18 protein-coding genes are annotated in these 18,343 nt (G+C 70.5%); 4 read left to right on the top strand and 14 right to left on the bottom strand.

The window, feature by feature from the left end:
• Positions 1–133: 133 nt before the first annotated feature.
• The 3 genes from ACZ5SK_RS27835 to ACZ5SK_RS27825 all read right to left on the bottom strand — a co-directional run bounded on the left by ACZ5SK_RS27835 (position 134) and on the right by ACZ5SK_RS27825 (position 2,441).
• Positions 134–658, bottom strand: a complete 525-nt coding sequence (locus tag ACZ5SK_RS27835) for a cyclophilin-like fold protein (protein WP_334576539.1) — start codon at positions 656–658, stop codon at positions 134–136.
• A gap of 15 nt (positions 659–673) precedes the next feature.
• Positions 674–1,339 (bottom strand): SDR family NAD(P)-dependent oxidoreductase, encoded by a 666-nt coding sequence (locus tag ACZ5SK_RS27830; RefSeq protein ID WP_334576540.1) that lies wholly within the window; start codon positions 1,337–1,339, stop codon positions 674–676.
• 85 nt (positions 1,340–1,424) lie between these two features.
• Positions 1,425–2,441 (bottom strand): zinc-dependent alcohol dehydrogenase family protein, encoded by a 1,017-nt coding sequence (locus tag ACZ5SK_RS27825; protein WP_457494434.1) that lies wholly within the window; start codon positions 2,439–2,441, stop codon positions 1,425–1,427.
• A gap of 183 nt (positions 2,442–2,624) precedes the next feature.
• Here ACZ5SK_RS27825 and ACZ5SK_RS27820 point away from each other — a divergent pair, with 183 nt between their 5' ends.
• The gene (locus tag ACZ5SK_RS27820; protein WP_334576543.1) at positions 2,625–3,494 is read left to right on the top strand and encodes a helix-turn-helix domain-containing protein; all 870 of its coding nucleotides are present in this window, start codon (positions 2,625–2,627) and stop codon (positions 3,492–3,494) included.
• A 220-nt stretch (positions 3,495–3,714) separates the two neighbouring features.
• On the opposite strand, the gene ACZ5SK_RS27815 is transcribed toward ACZ5SK_RS27820, so the two are convergent.
• Both ACZ5SK_RS27815 and ACZ5SK_RS27810 read right to left on the bottom strand, forming a co-directional pair.
• On the bottom strand, positions 3,715–5,055 hold the full coding sequence (locus tag ACZ5SK_RS27815; protein WP_334576545.1) for a class I SAM-dependent RNA methyltransferase: 1,341 nt from the start codon (positions 5,053–5,055) through the stop codon (positions 3,715–3,717).
• Between the two features lie 196 nt (positions 5,056–5,251).
• Positions 5,252–7,399 (bottom strand): APC family permease, encoded by a 2,148-nt coding sequence (locus ACZ5SK_RS27810; RefSeq protein WP_334576546.1) that lies wholly within the window; start codon positions 7,397–7,399, stop codon positions 5,252–5,254.
• Positions 7,400–7,833: 434 nt separating this feature from the next.
• Here ACZ5SK_RS27810 and ACZ5SK_RS27805 point away from each other — a divergent pair, with 434 nt between their 5' ends.
• Positions 7,834–8,502 carry a potassium channel family protein gene (locus tag ACZ5SK_RS27805; RefSeq protein WP_334576548.1) on the top strand — a complete coding sequence of 223 codons (669 nt, stop codon included), beginning with the start codon at positions 7,834–7,836 and terminating at the stop codon, positions 8,500–8,502.
• Complete coding sequence (locus ACZ5SK_RS27800) at positions 8,502–9,179, top strand: potassium channel family protein (protein WP_334576549.1); 678 nt, start codon at positions 8,502–8,504, stop codon at positions 9,177–9,179. The genes ACZ5SK_RS27805 and ACZ5SK_RS27800 overlap by 1 nt, the downstream gene beginning before the upstream one ends.
• A gap of 152 nt (positions 9,180–9,331) precedes the next feature.
• On the opposite strand, the gene ACZ5SK_RS27795 is transcribed toward ACZ5SK_RS27800, so the two are convergent.
• The 7 genes from ACZ5SK_RS27795 to ACZ5SK_RS27765 form a co-directional block, all read right to left on the bottom strand.
• Positions 9,332–10,099, bottom strand: a complete 768-nt coding sequence (locus ACZ5SK_RS27795) for a DUF3159 domain-containing protein (RefSeq protein ID WP_334576551.1) — start codon at positions 10,097–10,099, stop codon at positions 9,332–9,334.
• Between the two features lie 3 nt (positions 10,100–10,102).
• Positions 10,103–10,501 carry an OB-fold nucleic acid binding domain-containing protein gene (locus ACZ5SK_RS27790; RefSeq protein WP_078890401.1) on the bottom strand — a complete coding sequence of 133 codons (399 nt, stop codon included), beginning with the start codon at positions 10,499–10,501 and terminating at the stop codon, positions 10,103–10,105.
• Positions 10,502–10,579: 78 nt separating this feature from the next.
• Positions 10,580–11,293: a response regulator gene (locus ACZ5SK_RS27785; RefSeq protein ID WP_334576554.1), complete on the bottom strand. Its 714-nt coding sequence runs from the start codon at positions 11,291–11,293 to the stop codon at positions 10,580–10,582.
• Positions 11,287–13,845, bottom strand: coding sequence for a DUF4118 domain-containing protein (locus ACZ5SK_RS27780; RefSeq protein ID WP_457494432.1), 2,559 nt, complete (start codon positions 13,843–13,845; stop codon positions 11,287–11,289). The genes ACZ5SK_RS27785 and ACZ5SK_RS27780 overlap by 7 nt, the downstream gene beginning before the upstream one ends.
• Before the next feature lie 305 nt (positions 13,846–14,150).
• Positions 14,151–14,915, bottom strand: a complete 765-nt coding sequence (locus ACZ5SK_RS27775; protein WP_079659015.1) for a DUF3710 domain-containing protein — start codon at positions 14,913–14,915, stop codon at positions 14,151–14,153.
• A 1-nt stretch (position 14,916) separates the two neighbouring features.
• Entirely contained in the window at positions 14,917–15,468 is a 552-nt protein-coding gene (gene dut / locus ACZ5SK_RS27770) for a dUTP diphosphatase (RefSeq protein ID WP_079659016.1), read from the bottom strand.
• Positions 15,465–16,049 carry a PaaI family thioesterase gene (locus ACZ5SK_RS27765; protein WP_334576558.1) on the bottom strand — a complete coding sequence of 195 codons (585 nt, stop codon included), beginning with the start codon at positions 16,047–16,049 and terminating at the stop codon, positions 15,465–15,467. Before ACZ5SK_RS27765 ends, dut begins: the two co-directional genes overlap by 4 nt.
• Before the next feature lie 58 nt (positions 16,050–16,107).
• Here ACZ5SK_RS27765 and ACZ5SK_RS27760 point away from each other — a divergent pair, with 58 nt between their 5' ends.
• On the top strand, positions 16,108–16,572 hold the full coding sequence (locus tag ACZ5SK_RS27760; RefSeq protein WP_334576559.1) for a DUF3093 domain-containing protein: 465 nt from the start codon (positions 16,108–16,110) through the stop codon (positions 16,570–16,572).
• Positions 16,573–16,590: 18 nt separating this feature from the next.
• On the opposite strand, the gene ACZ5SK_RS27755 is transcribed toward ACZ5SK_RS27760, so the two are convergent.
• Positions 16,591–17,673 carry a hypothetical protein gene (locus ACZ5SK_RS27755; protein WP_334576560.1) on the bottom strand — a complete coding sequence of 361 codons (1,083 nt, stop codon included), beginning with the start codon at positions 17,671–17,673 and terminating at the stop codon, positions 16,591–16,593.
• 13 nt (positions 17,674–17,686) lie between these two features.
• Entirely contained in the window at positions 17,687–17,983 is a 297-nt protein-coding gene (locus ACZ5SK_RS27750) for a DUF4193 domain-containing protein (protein ID WP_003993510.1), read from the bottom strand.
• Positions 17,984–18,343: the final 360 nt, after the last annotated feature.

Raw genomic sequence — 18,343 nt, 5'->3', positions numbered from 1 at the left:
TCTTGGTGGCGGCTGAAGCCGTCGCGGCGGACAGTGGACGGCGCGACCACGTCTTCGAAGGTCCCCTGCAGCGAACCGGACGAAAAGGGGAGGGTCTCCTCCCCCTTTGTGTAAGGGCGAGCGGTGGGCCGGGTCAGGGCGCGGCTTCGAGGGTGATCTCGTCGGCGGTGGCGAGTTGCTCGGCGCCGCCGTCGGCCATATGCCCGAGGATGACCAGGCCGGTCGCGTACGGGGCGTCGCGGTAGTAGGCGGCGAGCTGGTTCCAGGGTGCGTAGTACGCCAGGTCACCGACCTCGGGATCGGCGCCTTCCGGGGCGCCGGAGGTGGACAGCTTCCGGGGCAGATCGGCGGTCTTCTCTGCCTGGTTGAGGTCGCGCAGGGAGAGGGTCAGGGGGAGCTGTGCGGCGAGGTCGCGGGCGGTGGGGCTGTCGTTCAGGGTGGCGGCGACGGGGTGGCCGTCGAGGGTGAGCCGGATGTTCATCGCGGTGGTCCTGCCGGTCGGTGTGGTGGCCGCCGGGGCCGTCGAAGCCTGCGCGGACGCGGGCGCGGCCCCGGAGACGGAGGAGGGCGGGGAGTCGTCGGTGCAGGCGGTCATGACCAGGAGCAGGGCGGCGGCCGGGCCCACGCGGGCGAGAGCCCGAAGAGGGGCGGGGTTCACAAGGTCGTCCAGTGGCTAGTCGGGCAGGGGCTCGGCGTAGTGGCGGAAGCCGTCCCGCTTGACGTGGATGTCGTACAGGCGCTCGGCCAGCACGTCGGGGCTGCTGTGCTCGGCGTCGGGCCGGATCGCTCCGGGGATGATCAGCTGGGCGGCGTGGATGTTCTCCGGGGCGAGCGCGTCGTGGAGCATGCGGGCGTAGGCGCTCTCGGCGGCGAAGGCGATCGAGGTGCCGGCGACCTTCGGGTTGGGTCGTACGGCGCTGGAGCCGTTGACGAACAGCAGGGTGCCGCGGCCGAGTTCGCGCATCCCGGGCAGGACGGCGTGCACGCCGGCGACAGGACCCTTGACGGAGAAGCCGAGCGGGGCGTCGAGGTCGTCGGCGCTGGTGCCGAGGACCGGCTTCATGAAGTGGGCCTGGGGCACGGGGCTGTACTGGAGGATCTCGATGGGCCCCAGGTCGGCCGCGGCTGCGTACAGGGCTGCGGTCAGGGACTCGATGTCGAGGACGTCGGCCGGGTAGCCGCGCGCCTGGATGCCGTCACGGGCGAGGTCGGCCGTCAGGCCGGCCAGCTTCTCCGCGTCGCGGGCGATGAGGGCGACGGTGTGGCCGGCGGCTCCGAAGCGGCGGGCGGTAGCCAGCCCGAGACCGGGGCCGGCGCCGACGAGGGCGAAGGTCGTCATGGGCAGTCCTTGCGTGAGCGGGGGTGATTGCCGGTCCTGAGGCCGCACCGCCTGGATACGGCCCCGGATGTGGACGCGTCTGTGCTCAGGGCTTGAGCAGGGCCTTGACGGCGCGGCGTTCGTCCATCGCCTTGTAGCCCTCGGCGACCTGGTCCAGGGGCAGGCTGAGGTCGAAGACCTTTCCCGGATTGATGCGGCCGGTCAGCACGCGGTCGATCAGGTCGGGCAGGAAGCGGCGCACGGGGGCGGGGCCGCCGCGCAGGCCGACATGGGAGAAGAACAGCTCCTGGCCGTCGACCGCCACCTCGTGCGGTACGCCGACGAAGCCGACGTTGCCGCCGGGCCGGGTGGAATGCAGGGCCTGCCGCATCGAATCCGCGGTGCCGACGCACTCCAGCACGCTGTCGGCGCCGATGCCGCCGGTGAGGTCCTTGACGCGGGCGATGCCTTCGTCGCCGCGCTCGGCCACGATGTCGGTGGCGCCGAACTCCAGGGCCAGCTTCTGCCGGGGCTCGTGCCGGGACATGGCGATGATCCGCTCCGCGCCCAGTTCCTTCGCGGCGATGACACCGCACAGGCCGACCGCTCCGTCGCCGACCACGACCGCCGTCGAGCCGGGCTTCACCTCGGCGGCGAGGGCGGCGTACCAGCCGGTGCCCATCACGTCGGACACGGCGAGCAGGCTGGGCACCATCTCGGCGTCCGGGTGCTCGTCCGTGGCGACCAGGGTGCCGTGGGCGTTGGGGATGCGCACGTAGTCCGCCTGGCAGGTGCTCATGAATTCGCGGTTCAGACAGGAGGACTGCCAGCCGTTCAGGCAGTTCACGCAGGTGTTGTCCGAGGTGGCGAAGGAACCGACCACGAACTGGCCCGGCCTGACGCCCGCGACCTCGCTGCCGACCTCCTCGACGATGCCGACGTACTCGTGCCCCATCGGGTGCGGGTCGCCGACCGGCTCGAGACCGCGATACGGCCACAGGTCGGAGCCGCACACACAGGTGGCGACCGTACGGATCACCGCGTCGGTCGGCTCGATGACCTTCGGGTCGTCGAGGTTCTCGAAGCGGACGTCGCCGGGGGCGTGGATGACTGCTCCGCGCATGGGGATGCTTCCTTCGGTGCGGGGATCGGTGAGCCGCAGCCGTCGTGAGGAACGACTGCTCACGGTCGAGCCTCACACGCGAGGGCAGGCGCGAAAAGCGGAGAGAAATATCCCAGGAGGGACACATCCGGGGAGGAAATTGTCCCCCCTTCCGCAGGTGCGATCGATGTCATCCTGGGAAGCATGACCGCCAACGTTCCCCTCAATGAGCTGGGAGAATTCCTCAAGAAGCGCCGCTCCGAGCTGAGCCCGCGCACGGTCGGACTGCCCGAGACCGACAGGCCCCGCCGGGTGGAGGGGCTGCGCCGCGAGGAGGTCGCCCAGCTCGCCAGCATCAGCACCGACTACTACACCCGCCTCGAACAGGGCCGTATGCAGGCGTCGGCGCCCGTGCTGGACGTCCTCGCCCGGGTCCTCCACCTGGACGACGACGAGCGCGGCTACCTTTTCCAGCTCGCGGGCAAGACCACCACCCGCACCCGGCACCGCGGCCGGCAGAAGGTCCAGCCACAGTTGCAGCGGGTCCTGGACGACCTCACCGCCACTCCGGCCATCGTGCAGGGCCGGCGCGGGGACATTCTGGCCTGGAACGCGCTGGCCGCCGCACTGGTCACCGACTTCTCCCGCTTCGCGGAAAGGCACCGCAACTACCCGCGGATCATCTTCACCGACCCCGCCATGCGCACCCTGTACGCCGACTGGGAGAGCTCCGCGCACATCGCCGTCGCCCAACTGCGCATGGAGGCCGCGAAGTATCCCGAAGACCCGCGCCTGATCGAGCTGGTCGGTGAACTGTCCATGCGCGACAAGCAGTTCGCCCGCTGGTGGGGCGATCATCACGTCGCCGCCCGCACCGTGGGCACGAAGACCCTCAACCATCCGGTCGTCGGCGAACTCGTCCTGGACTGGGACACCCTCACCGCCAACACCGATCCCGACCAGCATCTGACCGTCTGGACCGCCGAGCCCGGCTCCCCCACGCACGAACGGCTGCGCATCCTGGCCTCCTGGGCCTCCGACCAGGACCTGCCGGCCTCCTCCCCCGTCAGCTGACCGCGACGGGCCGCCGCCATGAAGGCGGCTGGAAGGGGCTGTCAGGCGGTGCGAGCGCTGACATCCCGCGACCGCCCGGCTACCCGAAGCCCGGTCCCGCGCGACAGGCAGGTTCCTGGCACGCCCTACGGCTCGGGGTTCCCCGCGGGGAGGAGATCAGCGTCAGGATATCGCCCGTAACGCCCACACCGCGCGTAATGCGCACGCACAAAACCGCAGCTCAGGAACCCTTTGCCGCAGGCTCCAGGATCGCCACGCACTCCACGTGGTGCGTCATCGGAAACAGATCGAACGCCCGCAGCGTCCGCACCCGGTATCCGCCGTCCCGGAAGTACGCCAGGTCCCGTGCCAGTGCGGCCGGGTCGCATGCCACGTATGCGATCTTCCGGGCGCCGAGCGACGCCAGGTGCTCCACCGTCTTCTTGCCCGCCCCTGCCCGCGGCGGGTCCAGGACGATCAGGTCGACCTCGGTGATGCCGGTGCGCGGCAGGACGCTCTCCACCTTGCCCTGTTCGATGCGCACCCGGTCGAAGTCGGCGAGGTTGTGGCGGGCGTCCTCGACCGCGCGCTTGCCGGACTCGATGCCGAGGACCGCGCCCTTCTCGCCGAGTCGGTCGGCCAGCGCGCCGGCGAACAGGCCCACACCGCAGTACAGGTCGAGCGCCATGTCGCCCTTGCGCGGCAGCAGGCCCTGCATGACGGCCTTGACGAGGGTGTCGGCGGCCTGCGGGTGGACCTGCCAGAAGCCGCCGCTGCCGACCCGGTACGTACGGCCGTCGGCCCGCTCGCGGACGAAGGCGCGGCCGTGCACGCGGTGGATGCCGCCGTCCTTCTCCTCGACGCGCATCACGGAGACGGGCCTGTCGAGCTCGACCAGGGGGAGCCGGGCGCCCGGCTGCGGCTCCAGGATCACCATGCGGTCCTGGGAGCCGGTCGCGGCGATCGCGTCCACCGACGCCATGCCGGACCAGTCGCGCTCCTCGATGCCCAGCTCGCTCACGCCCGGCGCCGCGATCATGCAGTGCTCGACGGGCTCGACCTCGTGCGAGCGGTGGCGGCGCAGACCGGCGTTGCCGTCGGCGTCCACCGCGTACTGCACGCGCGTGCGCCACTGGGGCACCTGGCCCGCCGGAAGCTTGTCGCCCTCGGCCGGCATCACGGTGCCGTCCCAGCCGGCCTCCTCGGGCGTGAGGCCCGCCAGCCGCTGGAGCTGTTCGGCGATCACCTCGCCCTTGAGGCGGCGCTGCGCGCCCGGCTTGGCGTGCTGCCAGTCGCAGCCGCCGCAGCGGCCGGGGCCGGCGTACGGGCAGGGGGCCTCGACGCGGTCCTTGGACGCCTCCAGGATCCGTACGGCGTCCGCCCGCAGGTATCGCGCGCCCTCCTCGCCCTCGGTCACCCGGGCCACGACCCGCTCGCCGGGCAGCGTGTGCCGGACGAACAGCACCTGGCCGGATTCGGTACGGGCGATGCAGTGACCGCCGTGGGCGACGGGGCCGATCTCGACCTCGTACTCCTCGCCGACCAGGGATACCGCCTGCGACTTCTTCGGTTCTGCCTGCATGGCGGGGTGACTCCACAACGTCGAACGAGGAACGGCCGGACAACAGCCCACCAGTCTACGTGGCTGTCGTCCGGCCGTTCACCACGAGCCGGGACGCGGGACGAGCCGGGACGCGGGACGAGCCGGGACGCGGGACGAGCCGGGACGCGGGACGAGCCGGGACGCGGGACGCCGGGTGCGGAGCCCGGCGCCCGGGTCAGCTCTTCGCGTCCGGCCCCGAAGCGCCCGTCGAACCACCGGCCGTCGAACCACCGGCCGTCGAACCGCCGCCGGTCGCACCGCCGGTCTTCGCGCCGCCGGTGCCCGACGGCTCCTTCGGCCGCCCCTCCTGCAGGGGACCGCGCCGTACCGAACCCGGAGCGTTCCACTCCTGACGCTTGCGGGCCCGGTTCTTCGCCGCCTCGGAGGACTGCAGCTGGTACGGGACCGACGTGACCATCACGCCCGGCGTGAACAGCAGCCGGCCCTTCAGCCGCAGCGCGCTCTGGTTGTGCAGCAGATGCTCGTACCAGTGGCCGACCACGTACTCGGGGATGATCACCGACACCGCGTCGCGCGGCGACTCCCGGCGCAGGCTCTTGACGTACTCGATGACCGGCCGCGTGACCTCCCGGTACGGCGAGTCCAGAACCTTCAGCGGTACGTCGATCCCGCGCCGTTCCCACTCCTCGCGCAGTGCCTTCGTCTCGGCCGGGTCGACGTTGACGGTGAGCGCCTCCAGGGTGTCGGAGCGCATGAGTTTGGCGTAGGCGAGGGCGCGCAGGGTCGGGCGGTGGATCTTGGAGATCAGCAGCACCGAGTGCACGCGCGAGGGCCGGACGCTGTCGTCGCTGGGACCCTCAGGGGCGACGAGTTCCGCGGCGACGCCGTCGTAGTGGCGGCGGATCGCGGTCATCGTCGCGTAGAAGATCACCATGCCGAGCAGGGCGACCCAGGCGCCGTGTGTGAACTTGGTGACCAGGACGACGACCAGGACCAGGCCGGTGAAGAAGGCGCCGAAGGTGTTGATCGCGCGGGAGCGCACCATGTGGCGGCGCTTGGCCGGGTCGGTCTCGGTGGCCAGGTGCCGGTTCCAGTGCCGGACCATGCCGGTCTGGCTGAGCGTGAAGGACACGAACACGCCGACGATGTACAGCTGGATCAGCCGGGTGGAGTCGGCGCCGTAGATGACGACCAGCAGGGTGGCCGCGCCGGCGAGCAGCACGATGCCGTTCGAGAACGCCAGCCGGTCGCCGCGGGTGTGCAGCTGGCGGGGCAGGTAGCGGTCCTGCGCGAGGATCGAGCCGAGCACGGGGAAGCCGTTGTACGCCGTGTTGGCGGCGAGGAACAGCACCAGGGCCGTGGCCGCGGCGAGCACGATGAAGAAGAAGCTGCCCTTGCCGAAGACGGCCTCGGCGACCTGGGTGATCACCGGGTTCTGGACGTATCCGGAGCCGACGCCGACGCCGTTCTTGAGCAGGTCGGCGGCCGGGTTCTCGGCCATCCGGACCTTGGTCACCAGGGCCAGGACGATGATCCCGCAGAACATGGTGACGGCCAGCAGGCCCATCGCCGCCAGCGTGGTCGCCGCGTTCTTGGACTTGGGCTTACGAAAGGCCGGGACGCCGTTGGAGATCGCCTCGACGCCGGTGAGCGCTGCACAGCCGGAGGAGAAGGCGCGCAGCAGCAGGAAGACGAGCGCGAAGCCCGCCAGGCCCTGGTGTTCGGCCCTGATCGTGTAGTCGGCCGTCGGCGCCCGCATCGTGTCGTCGAGGACCAGCCCGCGGAAGGCGCCCCACGCGATCATGATGAAGACGCCCGCGACGAACACATACGTCGGGATCGCGAAGAGCTTGCCGGACTCCTTGACGCCGCGCAGGTTCATCAGCGTCAGGAGGACGATCACGGCGACCGCGCAGGCCACCTTGTGCTCGACGACGAACGGGATCGCGGAGCCGAGGTTCTCGATGCCGGAGGAGATGGAGACGGCGACGGTCAGGACGTAGTCGACGAGCAGCGCGCTCGCGACGGTCAGGCCGGCCCGGGGGCCGAGGTTGGTGGTGGCCACCTCGTAGTCGCCACCGCCACTGGGGTAGGCGTGGACGTTCTGCCGGTAGGAGGCGACCACCGTGAACATCAGCACCACGACCGCGAGGGCGATCCACGGGCTGAAGTGGTAGGCCGACACGCCCGCGATGGACAGGACCAGCAGCACCTCCCCGGGCGCGTAGGCCACGGAGGAGAGCGGGTCGGAAGCGAAGACGGGTAGGGCGATGCGCTTCGACAGGAGCGTTTCCCCCAGCCGATCACTGCGCAGTGCGCGCCCGATCAGAATTCGTTTGGGCACGTCGGTCAGTTTGGACACAACAGAGAATCGTAAGCCTTCGAACACGGGACCGCCCACCCTCCCCCGGGCCGGCCGGGTGATGGGCCGCCTCGTCTGCCTCCCGGGTGAATTCGGCCGGGCCCGCGCAGCGGATTCCGCGGCCATGCCGGTCGTCATGTCTATATGACAATCCCCCGCCCGCTGCCGTCCTTCGGAGGGTCCATGCATACGACCGCGGAGCTCATCGGCGCCATCGGCAGCCTCGTCGGCCTCGGAATCCTTACCTTCCTCAGCCTCTGGAGCATCAGTCGCCGCTGATCGCTCGACCGTGCGCGGAGTGTGCACAGGGGTCCCCGCCAGGACCGCGCGTGTGTAGCTTGGGCGACGGTCTGAGACCCTGGTCAAGGCCGAGCTCCATGCCCGGACCAGAAACTTATTGACTTCTTGAACTTCTTGACCTCGGAAGGACGGTCGTGCACATCGTCATCATGGGCTGCGGCAGAGTGGGTTCCGCTCTCGCCCAGACCCTGGAGCAACAGGGGCACACGGTCGCAGTGATCGACCAGGACCCCACCGCCTTCCGACGACTGGGCTCCGGTTTCGGCGGCCGTCGTGTCACCGGGGTCGGCTTCGACCAGGACACCCTGCGCGAGGCGGGCATCGAGGAGGCCGGCGCGTTCGCCGCGGTCTCCAGCGGTGACAACTCCAACATCATCGCCGCCCGCGTCGCCCGCGAGATGTTCGGCATCGAGAACGTCGCCGCCCGAATCTACGACCCGCGGCGCGCCGAGGTCTACCAGCGCCTGGGCATCCCGACCGTCGCCACCGTCCGCTGGACGGCCGACCAGATGCTGCGCCGGCTGCTCCCCTCGGGGGCCGAGCCGCTGTGGCGGGACCCGACCGGCGGCGTCCAGCTCGCCGAGGTGCACGCCGCCCCGTCCTGGGTCGGACACAAGATCAGCACGCTGCAGGAGGAGACGGGCGTCCGCGTGGCGTTCCTGACCCGCCTCGGCGAGGCGATCCTGCCCACCTCGCAGACGGTGTTGCAGGAGGGTGACCTGGTGCATGTGATGCTGCGCACCGACGAGGTCGAGAAGGTCGAGGCGTCGTTCGCCGAAGGCCCGAAGGAAGGCGGTCACTGATGAGGGTCGCCATTGCCGGAGCCGGGGCCGTCGGCCGCTCGATCGCGGGCGAGCTGCTGGAGAACGGCCACGAGGTCCTGCTCGTCGACAAGGCGCCGACCGCCATCTCGGTCGAGCGCGTCCCCCAGGCGGAGTGGCTGCTGGCCGACGCCTGCGAGATCACGTCACTGGACGAGGCGGCGTTGCAGCGCTGCAACGTCGTCATCGCCGCGACCGGCGACGACAAGGTCAACCTGGTCGTCTCGCTGCTGGCGAAGACGGAGTACGGCGTCCCGCGCGTCGTGGCCCGCGTCAACAACCCCAAGAACGAGTGGCTCTTCAACGAGTCCTGGGGTGTCGACGTCGCCGTCTCCACGCCGCGTCTGATGTCCGCCCTGGTCGAGGAGGCGGTGAGCGTCGGTGACCTGGTCCGGCTGCTCCGCTTCAGCCACGGCGACGCCAACCTCGTCGAACTGACCCTCCCCGAGGAGTCGGCCCTGGCCGGCACCCAGGTCGGCGACGTGGAATGGCCCGAGGACACCTCGCTGGTCACCATCATCCGGGGCACCCGGGTCCTGACCCCGTCCCGCGAGGACTCCCTGGAACCCGGTGACGAACTCCTCTTCGTCGCCGCCCAGGCGAGAGAGGAACAGCTGGAGGACCTGCTGTCGGTCCGCAAGGACGACACCGGCAGCTGACGTCCGGCTGAGACGACGGCAAAGGGCGCCCGGAAATCTCCGGGCGCCCTTTGCTACCAGCCCGTCCGGCGCTTGAGGACGAGGCCCGTTCAGGGCCGAAGCGGGCGTCTGGGGGGCGGCAGCCCCCAGGGACGGTCACCGAAACGCCGGCACTACCCCTCCCGACGGTGCCGCCCACCAACCTCCGAGGCCCCGGCGGCAGCCTCCGCCTCCGCGGCAGCGGCCTTCTCCTCCGCCTCCATCTCCGCGAACACGTCGATCGGCGCGGGCGCCTTCGCGAGGAAGACCCACGTCAGCCACACGGCCAGCAGGAACGGCGGAATCTTCAGCGCCACCAGCACCCACCCCAGCTGCGCGGTGTTCGCCCACCAGTACAGCGGGAAGAGGATCGCGCACTTGGCGAGCAGGATCAGCCCCCAGGCCCAACTGGCCTTGGCGTACGCCGTCTTGCGGCCGGGGTTGCGGGTGCGCCAGGAGAGGTTCTCCTTGAAGACCGGCCCGAGGATCAGCCCGATCAGCGGCACCCCGCACAGTGTCGTGACGATGTACGCCAGCGCCAGACCCAGCGTGTAGAGCATGCCCGGCAGATAGAAGTCCTTGGCGTTGCCGGTCATCATCGCGAAGACGACGCCGAACGCCACGCCGAAGACTCCGCTGAACGCGTGCTTGACGGTGTCCTTCATCGCCAGGCGGACCACGACCAGGACCAGCGACACCGCGAGCGCGGCGATCGCGGACATGTGCAGGTCCTTGTTGATCGTGAAGATCGTGACGAAGAGCAGGCCGGGCACCACCGTCTCGACCATGCCCCGCACGCCGCCGAACGCCTCGAACAGCGCGGCCTCGGTCACCGCCCGGGCGTCGGCCGCGGCGGTGTCTTCCGCAGTCGTGTCTTCGGTCGGCTTGTCGAGCGACGTCACCGGCTACTCCCTACCCAGGGGTCTCAGTTCGTACTTGGGGTTGAACAGCACCCGGCGGCCCCGGCTCATGGAGACCCGGCCCGATGCGATGAGCCTGCGCCCCGGTTCTATCCCCACGATGGAACGCCTGCCCAGCCACACCACGTCCAACGCGGCGCTGCCGTCGAACAGCTCGGCCTCCAGGGCCGGGACTCCGGCGCGCGGCCGCAGGGTGACCGTGCGCAAGGTACCAGTAACGGTGACTATCTGGCGGTCCTGACAGTCTCCGATGCGTGTACAACCGGCCGTCTCGGCGTCCTCGCGCAGCTCCTCGGACTCCAGGTCCTCCTGCGACGAGGAGAGCCGGTCGAGCATGCGCCGGAACCGGCCCACCGGCTTTTCGGAACGAGGAACAGCACTCATATCTGAAGCGTACCGGGGTGCACCGACAGAGCCGTAGCCGCCGCCACACCGGCCGTCCCGGCTGCTCCGCCCTCCCCGCTAGCGCTCGAACCGGTACCCCATCCCGGGTTCCGTGACGAAGTGCTTGGGATGCGAGGGGTCCGCCTCGAGCTTGCGTCTCAGTTGCGCCATGTACACCCGCAGATAGTTCGTCTCCGTCCCGTACGACGGCCCCCACACCTCCTGCAGCAGCTGTTTCTGGCTGACGAGACGGCCCGAATTGCGTACCAGCACCTCCAGCAGATGCCACTCCGTGGGCGTCAGCCGCACGTCCTTCCCGGCCCGGTTGACCTTCTTCGCGGCCAGATCGACGGTGAACTCGTCGGTCTCCACCAGCACCTCGTCCTCGCCGCCGGCGGGTTCGGCCCGGCGGACGGCGGCCCGCAGCCGGGCCAGCAGCTCGTCCATGCCGAAGGGCTTCGTGACGTAGTCGTCGGCGCCGGCGTCGAGCGCCTCCACCTTCTCGTCCGAGGAGTGCCGGGCGGACAGCACCAGGATCGGCACCCTGGTCCAGCCCCGCAGGCCCTTGATCACCTCGACGCCGTCCATGTCGGGCAGCCCCAGGTCGAGGACGATCACGTCCGGGTGGCGGGCGGCGGCGAGCCGCAGAGCGGTGGCACCGTCGTGGGCGGCGTCGACCTCGTACTTGCGGGCCTTGAGGTTGATCACGAGGGCGCGCACGATCTGCGGCTCGTCGTCGATCACGAGCACCCTCGTCGGAGCCTGGGGTGTCCCCCCTGCCGGGCTCAGCATGAGGCCTGCCTTTCGGGTCGTGCGGGTCGTGCGGGCTGCGGCTCGGGGCGGGGTCCGGCCGCGCGGACGGTGAGGACCATGGTGAGGCCGCCGCCGGGGGTGTCCTCGGCGTTGAGGGTGCCGCCCATGGCCTCGGCGAAGCCGCGCGCGACCGCCAGGCCGAGGCCCACGCCGACTCCGCGCGGGGCGTCACCGTACCGCTGGAAGGGCGCGAATATCCGCTCCTTGGCCTCGTCGGGGACGCCCGGCCCACGGTCCACGACCCGTACCTCGACCCGGTCGGACATCGCGCTCGCCGAGACCAGCACGGGCTCGCCGGCCGGACTGTACTTGACCGCGTTCTCCACGAGGTTGGCGACCGACCGCTCCAGCAGCCCGGCGTCCACGGCGACCATGGGCAGCGTCTCCGGGATGTCCAGCTCCACGCTCTCCTGAGGATCCGGGACCCCGCCGAGCGCCATCGGCACCACCTCGTCGAGGTCGATCTCCCGGATGATCGGCGTGACCGTACCGGTCTGGAGGCGGGACATGTCCAGCAGGTTGCCCACCAGGTGGTCGAGGCGGTCGGCGCCCTCCTCGATGCCCTCCAGCAGCTCCGCCCGGTCCTCCTCGGACCAGGCCACGTCGTCGGACCTCAGGCTCGACACCGCGGCCTTGATCCCGGCCAGCGGCGTGCGCAGGTCGTGGCTGACGGCGGCCAGCAGGGCCGTGCGGATGCGGTTGCCCTCGGCCAGCGCGCGAGCCTGGTCGGCCTCCTCCTGAAGGCGCCGCCGGTCCAGCACCACGACCGCCTGCGCGGCGAACGCTGCCAGCACCCGCCGGTCCTCCGCGGGCAGCACCCGCCCGGTGAGGGCCAGCGCCAGGTGGTCGCCGACCGGCACGTCCACGTCGGCGTCCTCGGGCCGCGCGACCGGGCGCCCGAATCCGACATGGCCCGCACGGGTCCACGGCGCTATGCCGTCCGCCCGCTCCAGCAGCGCCGCCGACTCCATCCCGAAGGTCTCCCGCACCCGTTCCAGCAGCGCCTCAAGGCTGGTCTCGCCCCGCAGCACGTTGCCCGCCAGGTAGGACAGGATCTCCGACTCGGCCCGCAGTCGGGCCGCCTGGTGCGTACGCCGGGCGGCCAGGTCCACCACCGACGCCACCGACACCCCCACCCCGACGAATATCACGATGGCGACGATGTTCTTCGGGTCGGCGATCGTCCATCTGTGCAGGGGCGGTGTGTAGAAGTAGTTCAGCAGGAGCGAGCCCACGGCCGCCGAGGCCAGCGCGGGCAGCAGCCCGCCGAGCAGCGCCGCCGCCACCGTCACCGCCAGGAACAGCAGCATGTCGTTGGCGAGGCCGAGGTGGACGGTGTTCAGCAACAGCGCCAGCAGCGCCGGACCCGCCACCCCGACCAGCCAGCCCCAGATGATCCGGGACCGCCCGAGCCGGGCGCCCCGGGCCACCGGCAGCCCGCGTCCCTTGGCGACCTCGTCGTGGGTGACGATGTGCACGTCGAGGTCGGACCCCGACTCGCGGGCGACCGTCGCGCCGACCCCGGGTCCGAAGACGTACTGCCACGCCTTGCGGCGCGAGGAGCCGAGCACGATCTGCGTGGCGTTGACCCCGCGGGCGAAGTCGAGCAGCGCGGCCGGTATGTCGTCACCGACCACGTGGTGGAAGGTGCCGCCCAGGTCCTCCACGAGGGTGCGCTGGACCGCCAGCTCCTTGGGCGAGGCCGACGTCAGACCGTCGCTGCGCGCGATGTACACGGCCAGCACCTCGCCGCCGGCGCCCTTCTCCGCCAGTCGCGCCGCCCGCCGGATCAGGGTGCGTCCCTCCGGGCCGCCGGTCAGCCCGACCACGATCCGCTCGCGCGAACCCCAGATCGCCGACACCTGGTGCTCGCTGCGGTACTGCTTCAGGTACGCGTCGACCCGGTCGGCCACCCAGAGCAGGGCCAGCTCCCGCAGCGCGGTGAGGTTTCCGGGCCGGAAGTAGTTGGACAGGGCGGCGTCGACCTTGTCCGGTGTGTAGATGTTGCCGTGCGCCATCCGCCGGCGCAGTGCCTGGGGTGACATGTCCACCAGCTCGACCTGGTCGGCACGCCGGACGAACTCGTCGGGCACGGTCTCCTGCTGCCGTACCCCCGTGATCGACTCCACGACGTCGCCGAGGGATTCCAGGTGCTGGATGTTCACCGTCGAGACCACGTCGACGCCGGCGGCGAGCAGTTCCTCCACGTCCTGCCAGCGCTTGGCGTTGCGCGAGCCCGGGATGTTGGTGTGGGCGAGTTCGTCCACCAGGGCGACCTGTGGGTGGCGGGCCAGAACCGCGTCCACGTCCATCTCGGTGAAGACGCCGCCGCGGTACTCCAGCTCGCGGCGCGTGACCTGCTCCAGTCCGTGCAGCATCACCTCGGTGCGCCGACGCCCGTGGTGCTCCACGAACGCCACCACGCAGTCCGTGCCGCGCTCCACCCGCCGGTGCGCCTCGGACAGCATCGCGTATGTCTTGCCCACGCCCGGTGCCGCACCGAGATAGATCCGAAGCTTGCCGCGTGCCATGGCCTCATTGTCTTCCAGTAACTGCTGCGTACGCAGCGTCGACCTTACGGCCAACAGTTCTGACATAAGGGACGAGCTGAACCGCGAGGGACGCCTTTGACGCAACCCTGACGCGGTGAAGACGAACACCGGCGCCCCTCAACCCTTCATCGGATGAGCCCCCCGAATCGGTTCACGCCGGGTTGTCCCCGTGGGTCGGCGTCTGCGTGTTCGCCATCGCGCTGCCGCGTCGGTTGTGCGGCACGCCGAAGGGCCGCACCCCTGGACGGGATGCGGCCCTTTCAGCCGTACGTTCTGTCGTGCCTCTAGCGGACCTCAGTGATCTCCGGTCCGCGCTGCAACTGGCCCATGCCGCCGGAGAAGCGGGAGCCCTCCTCCTGCTGCTGGATGCCTTCGGGCACCATCTGCGCGTCGTTCGGCAGTTTCAGGACGATCGGGTCGCGCGGCGCCATCGGGCCCTCGCCGCGGACCACGACCGTGTCCCGGAAGATCTGCTCGAGCAGCCCGGCCGCCTGCGGCTGCACCGCGCCCTGGCCCGAGATCACGCCACGCAGGAACCAGCGGGGGCCGTCCACGCCGACGAAGCGCACGACATGGAAGCCGCCTGTCCCGTCCGGCAGCTGCACCGGCACCTGAGCCCGCAGCTCCCAGCCCAGCGGGCCCTCGACCTCGTCGATGATGCCGCCCTGCTGGGTGATGCCGGAGCCGATCTCCTCGCGCACCTCGCCCCAGATGCCCTCGCGCTTGGGAGCGGCGAAGGCCTGGAGCTGGATGGCGCTGTCGCGCAGCACGACGGTCGCCGCGACGATCGCGTCACCGGCGACCTCGACCCGCAGCTCCATGCCGTCGACCCCCGGCACGAAGATCCCGCCGAGGTCCACACGGCCCTCGGCCGGGTCGCGCACCTCGGAGTCGTCCCAGGGCCCGTCGGGCCGCGGTTCGGGCTCGAGCCGCACACGCTCGCGCTCGCCCTCTACGTCGTCCGCCTCAGTGTCGACACTGTCGACGACCTGCTCGGCCTCGCCGGCCGCGTCCTCGGCGGCACCCTTCTTCTTGCGACGTCCGAACACGTCACTGTCCTTCCCGGTCGGATACGACCGAAGCGTATCGATTCCCACCCGTCGCGCCGCCTTCGGCGGCCTGACCGCTTGTACCGCCTGCGCCGCCCACAGCGGCATGCCCGCCGGTGGACCCGAAGCCCCCTGCGGCCCGTGCCGATTCGGGAAGCTCCGCGACCTCCTGGAAGCGGACCCTCTCGACCTGCTGGACGACCAGTTGGGCAATCCGGTCGAAGCGCTCGAACCGCACGCTCTCGCGCGGGTCGAGATTCACCACGATCACCTTGATCTCCCCACGGTACCCGGCATCAACCGTCCCCGGGGCATTCACGAGGGCGACACCGCACCGGGCGGCGAGCCCCGACCGCGGGTGCACGAACGCCGCGTACCCCTCGGGCAGGGCGATGGAAACCCCCGTGGGCAGCACGGCCCGCTCCCCCGGCGCCAGTTCACGGCTCTGGGTGGTGCGCAGATCGGCGCCCGCGTCCCCCGGATGCTCGTACGTCGGAAGCGGTACGTCGGGGTCGACGCGCCGGATCAGGACGTTCAGGGTCTCGCGGCTCACGGGTTCACCTCGAAGGCACGGGCGCGCCGGACCTGGTCCGGGTCGCTCATGGCGGCCCGGATCTCCTCCTGGCGGCCGTGGTTCACGAAGTGCTCGACCGCGACCTCCACGAAGAGCGCGTCGGCGCGGACGGCGACAGGCCCGTCGGGGCCGCCGATCCGGCCGGTGGCGGTCGAGTAGATCTTGCGCCCGGCCACGGCCCTCACCTCGGCCGCCAGGTGCAGCGTGACGCCCACGGGCACGGGCCGTACGAACTCGGTGTCCAGCCGTCCGGTCACGGCGATGGTCCGCAGCAGCCAGTTGAGCGAGCCGAGCGTCTCGTCGAGGGCCGAGGCCAGGATCCCGCCGTGGGCGAGGCCCGGCGCGCCCTGGTGGGCGGATCGCACGGTGAACTCGGCGGTGACGGTCACTCCCTCGCCGGCCCGCGCCTCCAGGTGCAGCCCGTGGGCCTGCTCGCCGCCGCATCCGAAACAGTGTTCGTAGTGGGCGCCGAGAAGCTCGCCGGGCACGGGAGCATCGGGGTGCCGGACGGGTTTCACGGCATCGGCCGGAGGCTCGAGAGCTGCGGAAGTACCACTCACAGCCGCAGACCTTACCCGCGCGTCCGTGGAATCCGGACACCGTGCCAAGCTTGGCTCCATGCAGCTCCCCACCACCCCCTACGACGAACGACTCACCGCCCCCCGCTCGTGGTGGTTCATCTCGTTCCTCGTGGGCGTCTCCTTCGCCCTGATCCTGCTCCCCTTCGGCACCCTGCCGTTGCTCGGCGGTCTGGTCGGCGGCACCGCCGTGGCGGCCGTCATGGCCAGTTCCTACGGATCCCTGCGCATCCGTGTGGTGGGCGACTCCCTGATCGCGGGTGAGGCGAAGATCCCGGTCACGGCCCTGGGCGAGGCGGAGATCCTGGACGCGGAGGAGGCGCGCGCCTGGCGCACGTTCAAGGCCGACACCCGGGCCTTCCTGCTGCTGCGCGCGTACATCCCCACGGCGCTGCGGGTGGAGGTCACCGACCCGGACGACCCCACGCCGTACCTGTACCTGTCGACGCGGGAGCCGGACCGCCTGGCCCAGGCTCTCAAGGCGGCGCGGGAGGCGGCGGCGTAGCCGACGACCTCGACAGACTCAGCGCCCGAGATCCCCAGGATTTTCGGACTTCTCGGGGTTCTCGGACTTCTGGGGGTTCTCAGGGTTCTTGGGGCTCTCGGATTTCTCGGGGTTTTCGAGTCCCTGGAGGCTCAGCGGATTCGCGGAGATCTCGCCCATGGCCAGTGGATCGGCGGGTTTCTCCAGCGGCGGCAGTTCCGGCAACGAGTCCCACGGCACCTGCATCCTGCGCAGGTCGGCCCGGACCTTCGCGGCCAGTTTCCTGGTGTCGCGCCGGTTCATGACCGCGCCGACGGCGGCGCCCACCATGAAGGGCATGAGGTTCGGCAGGTCCCGGACCATGCGCTTCATGATCTGCTGACGCAGCTCGCGCTTCATCCGGCCGCCCAACGCCGAGTCGATCGAGGACGGCTTGAGGACGTCGACCCCGCGTTCGCCCGACCACGAGCGCAGATACGCGGTACTGCGGTCCTTCAGGTTGCCCGCCGGCCGCACGCCGTAGACCTCATGGAGTTCGGCGATCAGCTTGAGCTCGATCGCGGCGACCCCGGTGATCTCCGCGGCCAGTTCGGTCGGCATCGCGGGCGGTACGGGGAGCATGGCCGCCGCCCCGATGCCCGCCCCGACGGTGGACGTGGCGTTCGCCGCGCCCGCCACGAGCTTGTCCGCGAGCTGCTCGGGCCCAAGGCCCGGGAACTGTCTGCGGAGCGTCCGGAGGTCCCGTACGGGGATCCTCGGGGCGATCTCGATGATCCGGTCGGCGAGGTGCGCCAGCCCCGCCCTGGCGCGGCTCCCGCCCTTGCGGACGCCTTCTCGGGCCAGCTCTGTGGCCTTCGCCCGGATGACCGCCGCCCTCCCCCACTCTCGACTGCGCTCGAGCGGGGGGACCCCCGTCCCGGAGGCGGGGGCGGCGCTCGGTGTCGGCGCCGGGAGGTCACTCCGGTCAGCCGCGGGTTCGAGCGAGGCCGATCCTGCAGGGACCGCTCCCTTGCCGGATGAGCCTCGCTCGTCGTCACGCACGCCGTGAGGGCCCCGGGAGGGCCCTTTGTCCGTTCCCCGCAGGGGGAAGCGGCGCTTCCGAGGAGGGGTCGAGCCAGTCACGGCCGACCCCGCCTCAGTCGCAGTCGCGGCAGATCGGCTGGCCGTTCTTCTCCCGGGCCAGCTGGCTGCGGTGGTGCACCAGGAAGCAGCTCATGCAGGTGAACTCGTCCTGCTGCTTCGGCAGCACCCGGACAGCCAGCTCCTCGTTCGAGAGGTCTGCGCCGGGCAGTTCAAGGCCCTCCGCGGCCTCGAACTCATCAACGTCCACTGCCGAGGCGGACTTGTCGTTCCTCCGTGCCTTGAGCTCTTCAAGGCTGTCGGAATCGACGTCGTCGTCGGTCTTGCGTGGGGTGTCGTAATCGGTAGCCATTTCGCCTCTCCCCCTCTGGGTGTCTGCGGTGTCTCCAGCGCACGTAACGCGTGAGAGGCCGGACTTGTGCCCGCCTCGAGGCGGAGATTTTGCCTCACATCAAGGTCTGTTACTCAATCGACACCCAACCGAACTCCTCACGAGTGATCGGCATGGATGGCGATCGGGACCGTACACGGTCCGATTGCCGCACTTCAAAGGCGTCTCACCGTGTACTTCCCGTGATCAGGACCCCCGAAAACCCGGATTTTCCGGGCCTTACGACAGCATTCATGATCACGGAGAGTAGATGGCCGGAAATTCGCCCTTGTGATCGATCACACACGGCCAGGCCGGGTCGAGACCCAGAAAATTCCGCGC

This window comes from Streptomyces sp. NPDC031474 (genome assembly GCF_055581185.1).
This window is presented reverse-complemented; position numbering and strand designations above follow the sequence as displayed.

Coding starts and splice junctions, on each gene's coding strand:
- ACZ5SK_RS27830 (WP_334576540.1), bottom strand. CDS start 1,339: ATGACGACCTTCGCCCTCGTCGGCGCCGGCCCCGGTCTCGGGCTGGCT.
- ACZ5SK_RS27825 (WP_457494434.1), bottom strand. CDS start 2,441: ATGCGCGGAGCAGTCATCCACGCCCCCGGCGACGTCCGCTTCGAGAAC.
- ACZ5SK_RS27820 (WP_334576543.1), top strand. CDS start 2,625: ATGACCGCCAACGTTCCCCTCAATGAGCTGGGAGAATTCCTCAAGAAG.
- ACZ5SK_RS27815 (WP_334576545.1), bottom strand. CDS start 5,055: ATGCAGGCAGAACCGAAGAAGTCGCAGGCGGTATCCCTGGTCGGCGAG.
- ACZ5SK_RS27800 (WP_334576549.1), top strand. CDS start 8,502: ATGAGGGTCGCCATTGCCGGAGCCGGGGCCGTCGGCCGCTCGATCGCG.
- ACZ5SK_RS27790 (WP_078890401.1), bottom strand. CDS start 10,501: ATGAGTGCTGTTCCTCGTTCCGAAAAGCCGGTGGGCCGGTTCCGGCGC.
- ACZ5SK_RS27785 (WP_334576554.1), bottom strand. CDS start 11,293: ATGCTGAGCCCGGCAGGGGGGACACCCCAGGCTCCGACGAGGGTGCTC.
- ACZ5SK_RS27780 (WP_457494432.1), bottom strand. CDS start 13,845: ATGGCACGCGGCAAGCTTCGGATCTATCTCGGTGCGGCACCGGGCGTG.
- ACZ5SK_RS27760 (WP_334576559.1), top strand. CDS start 16,108: ATGCAGCTCCCCACCACCCCCTACGACGAACGACTCACCGCCCCCCGC.
- ACZ5SK_RS27750 (WP_003993510.1), bottom strand. CDS start 17,983: ATGGCTACCGATTACGACACCCCACGCAAGACCGACGACGACGTCGAT.